The organism is Cyanothece sp. BG0011 (assembly GCF_003013815.1).
Taxonomy (GTDB): Bacteria; Cyanobacteriota; Cyanobacteriia; order Cyanobacteriales; family Microcystaceae; genus Crocosphaera.
The window spans coordinates 43,201-49,508 of record NZ_PRLH01000008.1 but is presented as its reverse complement, the minus strand read 5'-3'; the positions used below and the strand labels follow the sequence as shown (position 1 = coordinate 49,508).

Annotated in this window: 5 protein-coding genes; 1 reads left to right on the top strand and 4 read right to left on the bottom strand. The window is 38.0% G+C overall.

Annotation, left to right across the window (positions count from 1 at the left end; all coding sequences use genetic code 11):
* The 3 genes from C4E06_RS02655 to C4E06_RS02645 all read right to left on the bottom strand — a co-directional run.
* The coding region (locus C4E06_RS02655; RefSeq protein WP_157951101.1) for an FAD-binding oxidoreductase at positions 1-692 on the bottom strand (692 nt) is incomplete at its 3' end.
* Between the two features lie 74 nt (positions 693-766).
* Positions 767-1,210, bottom strand: a complete 444-nt coding sequence (gene psbQ / locus C4E06_RS02650) for a photosystem II protein PsbQ (protein WP_107666681.1) — start codon at positions 1,208-1,210, stop codon at positions 767-769.
* A gap of 126 nt (positions 1,211-1,336) precedes the next feature.
* Positions 1,337-2,182, bottom strand: a complete 846-nt coding sequence (locus C4E06_RS02645; RefSeq protein ID WP_107666680.1) for an alpha/beta fold hydrolase — start codon at positions 2,180-2,182, stop codon at positions 1,337-1,339.
* A gap of 180 nt (positions 2,183-2,362) precedes the next feature.
* On the opposite strand from C4E06_RS02645, the gene C4E06_RS02640 reads away from it, so the two are divergent.
* Positions 2,363-3,058: an aldehyde oxygenase (deformylating) gene (locus C4E06_RS02640; RefSeq protein ID WP_107666679.1), complete on the top strand. Its 696-nt coding sequence runs from the start codon at positions 2,363-2,365 to the stop codon at positions 3,056-3,058.
* A gap of 246 nt (positions 3,059-3,304) precedes the next feature.
* Here the strand turns inward: C4E06_RS02640 and C4E06_RS02635 are convergent, their stop codons facing one another.
* Positions 3,305-6,256, bottom strand: a complete 2,952-nt coding sequence (locus C4E06_RS02635; RefSeq protein WP_107666678.1) for a type I restriction endonuclease subunit R — start codon at positions 6,254-6,256, stop codon at positions 3,305-3,307.
* Between the last annotated feature and the right edge of the window lie 52 nt (positions 6,257-6,308).

Genomic DNA, 6,308 nt, shown 5'->3' with positions numbered 1-6,308 from the left:
CCCAGAACAGGTTTAATATTAACCATGGGTTCTAATGGGTTAATCAAAGGAGTTGATCCTAAGCCAGCACACATAATTAACCAATCGGTTTCTAGGGTCTGGTCTGGGGTTTTAATACTGTAGGATTGACCCTTATTTGAAGGCTTGAGAATCCTTTGAACTTCGACACCAAACTGACAATTAACACCATTTTGAGACGCAGCTAAAACAAGAGATTCAGTTAAAATAGTGGGGTTAATTTGTCGATCTTGAGGGGAATAAATAGCCCCAATCACACGGTCATTTTGTACCTGGGGACAGCGTTTTAATAGCTCATTTTGATCCCAAATTTCTAGAAGGTATCCGCCATCCCGGCGAACTTGTTTTAAGGTTTCCCATCTCTCTAGGGGATCATCGGCAAAACGTAACATCAAAATTCCCTGATAATTAACAGGCATTTTCTGACCCGTTGCCTTTTCTAACTCAGGAATTAAAGTAGCATAACGCTCTAAACTAAGGCGACGAAGTTTCCAACCCCGTCCCTTCGTTTTGTGGCTAATAATTCCCATTAAAACCCCCAAAGCTGCCCCCGTCGATCCCGAAGCAGGTTGTTTGGCATCAATGAGGGTAATTTTTAACCCCTTAATTAAACTTAATTCATAGGCGATCGCTGCTCCAATAATGCCGGCTCCAATAATAGTAATACGAGTCATATTGATGTTAAGAAGTTTCCATAATTATAGGGGCATAATAATTATGCCCCTACAGATGTTATAACTAAAATGATTTAGCTTTTGGGAACTAAATCTAAGAAACTTTGTAAATCATTGACTGCCTTGCCATATTGCCGTTGCGCCACTGCTGAGTTACGTTCTTTTGCAGCCGCATCTAACCGTTCTAAGTCAGTAAATAATGACTTAGATAAATTTGTGGCTTCCTTTTGATCCTTGGGTAACAAAGAACGAGTTAAACTACTCATTTCTTGACGAAGACCCCCCAATGGACCATGAATATAGGTACGGGTATCGATCCAATTTTCATCGGCAATAAACCCTTTGAGAACATCAAAATTTTCTTTCGCTTCCTCAATGGGTTCAACGAGAACCTGTAATTGTTCAATTTTCTCAGGGGCATAAGTAGTGGGGATAGAGGCTTTTTGGCCACCACAACTGACACAGAAAATGGCTACAACCACCAATAATAGAGACAGAATAGACCGAATACGTGGCATAATTCTAAGTTTTGCTAATGATATTAAGTAAACTCCTCAGTCGATTTTCTCAAGAATTGCGTAAATTGGTCAATGTTTTTATGAGGGAATAGGCAATAGGGAATAGGCAACAGGCAACAGTGACCATTAAACGACTTGACGGCGTAAAAAAGTAATAATTTCTTCGCTGACTTCTTTGGGCCAATGTTCTTGGGGATAATGTTTGGCTTCTTCTAACTTCATCATCTCAATATTAGAAGCGTTGGCCGCTAATTTTTCGGGAATATCGGCCGATAACCAGGGATCAGCCATTCCCCAGAGGATGAGGGTGGGAACTTGCCAACTCGAAAACTTAGTTTCGATGTCTTTGAGGGTTTGAGAAAGTTTCAGATTTTTAGTGGTTGTCAGTAACGCCCGTCCCACTGCCGAACTTTTAAGATAGGGTTGTCGAAAAATATCTAAATCTTTATCTTCAATGACAAAACCGCTCCCCTTTTCTAAGGTGCGATCGACCAATAAGGGATCTTGGGTAACCATATCCCCCATAAAGGGAATTGTCCATTGCTGCATTAACCAAGGTAGCTTAACGTCAGGGGATAAGGGGGTATTAAGGATAATTAAGCGTTCAATGGTATCAGCATGGTTAAAAGCGTATTCTAAGGCGACAGAAGCCAAAAACCCCTGCATCACTAAAGACACTTTTTGTAGTTCGAGTGCTTTGAGAAACTCGCCGAATGCCTTGGCATAAGCAGCAGGGGTATAAGCAAAGTCCCGTTTATCCGGTTTAGCTGAAAACCCAGAACCCAGCCAGTCAGGGGCGATCGCTGTGAACCCCCGCTCTCCTAAATTTTCCATCACCCGACGCCAGGTATAACTATGACTCGGTAACCCATGAACCAGAATAACTGGGGGTTTATTATTGCTGTTGGTGGGGATAACTTCGCGATAAAACCATTCGACCGAACCGACAGTGATGAGTTGTTCTGTAATCATATTTGCTTATTTGTCTTTTCTGTTTAAACTTTATACATTAGAGTAGAACCAATACTATGGACAATAGCCCAGGGTTAACACCCGTTAGCCCATACTTATACCCTTAGTTTCCTTAATTCGATTAAGGAAACCCATTTAGCCACTAACTTAGTTGATAAACCACAGGAGATAAAATAGCTTATGCAAGAGCTTGCTTTACGCTCAGAGCTTGATTTTAACAGCGAAACCTATAAAGATGCCTACAGTCGCATCAATGCTATTGTCATCGAAGGGGAACAAGAAGCTTATCAAAATTACATTGATATGGCGCAACTTCTCCCGGAAGATGAGGCCGAGTTAATTCGTCTCTCTAAAATGGAAAACCGCCATAAAAAGGGCTTTCAAGCTTGTGGCAGGAATTTGAACGTGACTCCGGATATGGACTACGCTCAGAAATTTTTCTCGGAACTTCATGGGAACTTCCAGAGGGCAAAAGCTGAAGGAAAAATTGTTACTTGCTTATTAATTCAATCTTTGATCATCGAAGCCTTTGCGATCGCCGCTTATAATATTTATATCCCCGTGGCTGATCCCTTTGCTCGCAAAATTACTGAAGGGGTGGTTAAGGACGAATATACTCACCTCAATTTTGGAGAAGTCTGGTTAAAAGAGCATTTTGAAGCCTCAAAAGCAGAATTAGAAGAAGCAAATAAACAAAATTTACCCATTGTTTGGCAAATGCTCAACGAAGTTGAAAAGGATGCCGAAATCTTAGGAATGGAAAAAGAAGCTTTAGTTGAAGATTTCATGATTAGTTATGGAGAAGCTTTAAGTCATATTGGTTTCTCTACCCGTGAAATCATGAAAATGTCTTCTCATGGGTTAGCTGCTGCTTAAAACATTAACCAAAAGACATTAAAATACTCCTAGGGGCTTAATCATATTAAGCCCTTTTATTTTAGGACACTTCTCAATACTACTCGGTTAAGGATTTTGACTTTTCTTTAAGGCAAGCAGAGGAGCAGGGAGACCTTCGCTGAGGAGACCTTCGCTGAGGAGAGGGCTTTTCGGTTTTCTCCCCCGCCCCCTGCTCCGGAGCTCCCTTGCAGTCTCAGCTAGGGTTTTGAGCTTAACCGAGTAGTATTAGGACACTTCTTGATTATTCAGCAAAAATGTAATGATAATTTGGTTGAAGGTTTGTCTAAATTCAGAATTTGAGGCATACAGTTTATACAAATCTAAGTTGGTGCGACGTTGTGCGTTAACTGCTTGTTGGATAATCTCTTGTAGGGCAATATTCCTATTTTGTTCGTCGGGGTTATTGATAACCTGACTTTCATATTGGGGGTTATTGCAAACATGGTTAATAATAGTTTGCAGTTTAACCCGTTGTTCTTCTGGGGTGGCATCCCATCCACTAAAATAGCGTTCATTAAAAGCATTAATTATCTCATCTAAGGGGTCTTGCTTTGCCTCTGAGGGGTAATAACCACGGGGGTTAGGGTTTTGGGGTTCTATCTCGCTTTCGTCGTCGTTAAGGTCAATTTTGACGGGGTTTAAATGGACTCTTTCGATACCATAAGTAGACAGATCCACGCTTTCTAAAAGTTCGTCTAAAGTGTCTTGTTCCGGGTTTCTAACGGTTAGTTTGGGGATGAGAAATTTAAGAAACCAATACAACATCTCCCAGTGACTATTGTTAAAGGGAATAATACAGGCCATTTGACCATAAATTTTGACAAATTGTTTGGCTTTTATTTTAAAATCAATCTTTTCTTCTTCTTCTAAATTTAATGTTTGGTTAAATCTATCAGCAGCTAGATCAATAATAGGACTAAGTTGATCGGCATCGCTATTATTAAAGAATAATTGGTTAAATTCTTTCACCTCAGATTGTTCATAAACCCCTACATCATCGAGGTTTTCTTTTAAGTCATGGAGAATATTAATATTAGTAGGTTCCCTTAAAGATGTGGCAGTATAAAAGGGATCAAAAGCAGTTTTTATCTCGTTGATACTATTAAAAAAGTCGAGAATAAAGGTGTCATTTTTTCCTAGTTTAGCATGGCAGCGATTAAGACGGGAAAGTGCCTGAACTGCTAACACTCCTTGTAATTTTTTATCCACATACATGGTATGTAATAAGGGTTGATCAAATCCTGTGAGAAATTTATTAGCAACTATGAGTATTTTATAGTCATCGCTGTTGAATTTTTCTTCTATATCTTTACTGGGAAAGTTATTAAGAATGTCTTCGCTGTATTCAATACCATCTACTGTTTTTTTACCTGAGAAAGCAGCCACAGCTTGGAAGGGGGCATTATATTCTTTAAGTAGGGTTTTTATTGCCTGAAAATAGCGGATCGCTGCTTCAATATTTCGGGTAATTACCATTGCTTTGGCTTTGCCTTTCATTATTTTGGTTTTATACACTTTTTCTATGAAGTGATTAACCATAATTTCGGCTTTGGTGGCAATGGTTTGTTTATGACTTTCTACATATTTTCTTAGTTTCTTTTGGGCTTGGTTTGTGTTAAAAACTGGGTTATCATCAATAGATTTTTGGATTTCGTAATAACTTCTATAGGTCGTATATTTTTCTAATACGTCTAAGATAAAGCCTTCTTCTATAGCTTGTTTCATAGAATAAAGATGAAAGGGTTGATATTTTTCGTCTATATTACGCTGTCCAAATTTTTCTAGAGTCGTGTTTTTTGGAGTGGCTGTAAAAGCAAAATAAGAAGCATTTTTACTCAGTTTTCGCCCTTCCATTGCTTTTAATATTTTATCTTGAAAGTCTTCGGGTGCTTCGTCTCCATCTTTGTTAACAACGGTGTTTAAACTATCAGCAGCTTTCCCACTTTGACTGGAGTGCGCTTCGTCAATAATAACGGCAAAATTATGGTTTTTCAGTTGTTCAATACTGTCTACAACAAAGGGGAATTTTTGAATGGTACTGATAATTATTTTCTTACCATTTTCTAGGGCTGTTTTTAATTGTTGACTATTTTCTGCGTGGGTAATGATATTTTTTACCTCAGAAAACTGTTTAATATTATCTTTAATTTGTGTATCTAAATTTCTGCGATCGGTGACAACTATTACAGAGTCAAATAAGGGTGTATCTGCCCCTGGTTGATACACTTCTATCAGTTGATAAGCTGTCCAAGTGATAGAGTTAGATTTTCCGGAACCGGCGGAATGTTGTATTAAATAAGTTTTACCAATACCGTTATCTTTGGTATTTTGAATCAGTTGTCTAACTACATCTAATTGATGGTAGCGAGGAAAGTATAAATTTTTAGCTATTTTCTTGGTTTTCTTATCTTTTTTCGTTACTAAAATAGCAAAATGTTCTATTATATTAGTTAAACTTTCGGGGGTTAATATGTCTGTCCAAAGATAGGCAGTTTTATAACCGTTGGGGTTGACTGGGTTGCCTTTTCCGTGATTATTGCCTTTATTAAAAGGTAAAAAATAAGTGTTTTTGCCATCGAGATGAGTTGTCATATAAACTTCATCGATATCAACAGCAAAATGAACTAAACAGCGACCAAAATTAAATAAAGGTTCTTGGGGATCTCGATCATTTTTATATTGTTGTTTTGCGTGGTAAACTGTTTGATTTGTCCAGGGATTTTTTAATTCTAATGTGGTGATAGGAATACCATTAATAAAGAGAACAATATCAATAGATTTTCGGTTGTTTCGGGAGTAATAAACCTGACGGGTAATAGAAAAGATATTTTTTTGAAAATCGGCTGTTATTTGGGGGTTTAAGTCGTTGTAGGGAAGACTATTAAGTAGAGTTAAATGGGCATTATCGAGGTAAATTCCTTTTTTAAGAACAGAGATAATTCCATCTTTTAAGATTTTACGGTTGAGGCGTTCTAATATTAATCTTTCCCAGTTATGATGGTCTTTTAATTTGGCTAATTCTTCCGGTTGCGTGGTTTCGAGAAATTGCCAAAGTTTAGCGGTATCAATGGCAAATTCTCTGTTAAAATCTTTGGGGTTTCCTTGTTGATAACCTGCATTTATTAAAGCGGTTTCGATAGAATTTTCTAATGATTTTTCGTTGGTTTCACTAGGCATAATAATAAATATAGTAGGTTGGTTTGAGGAACGAAACCCAACAAAACCTAAT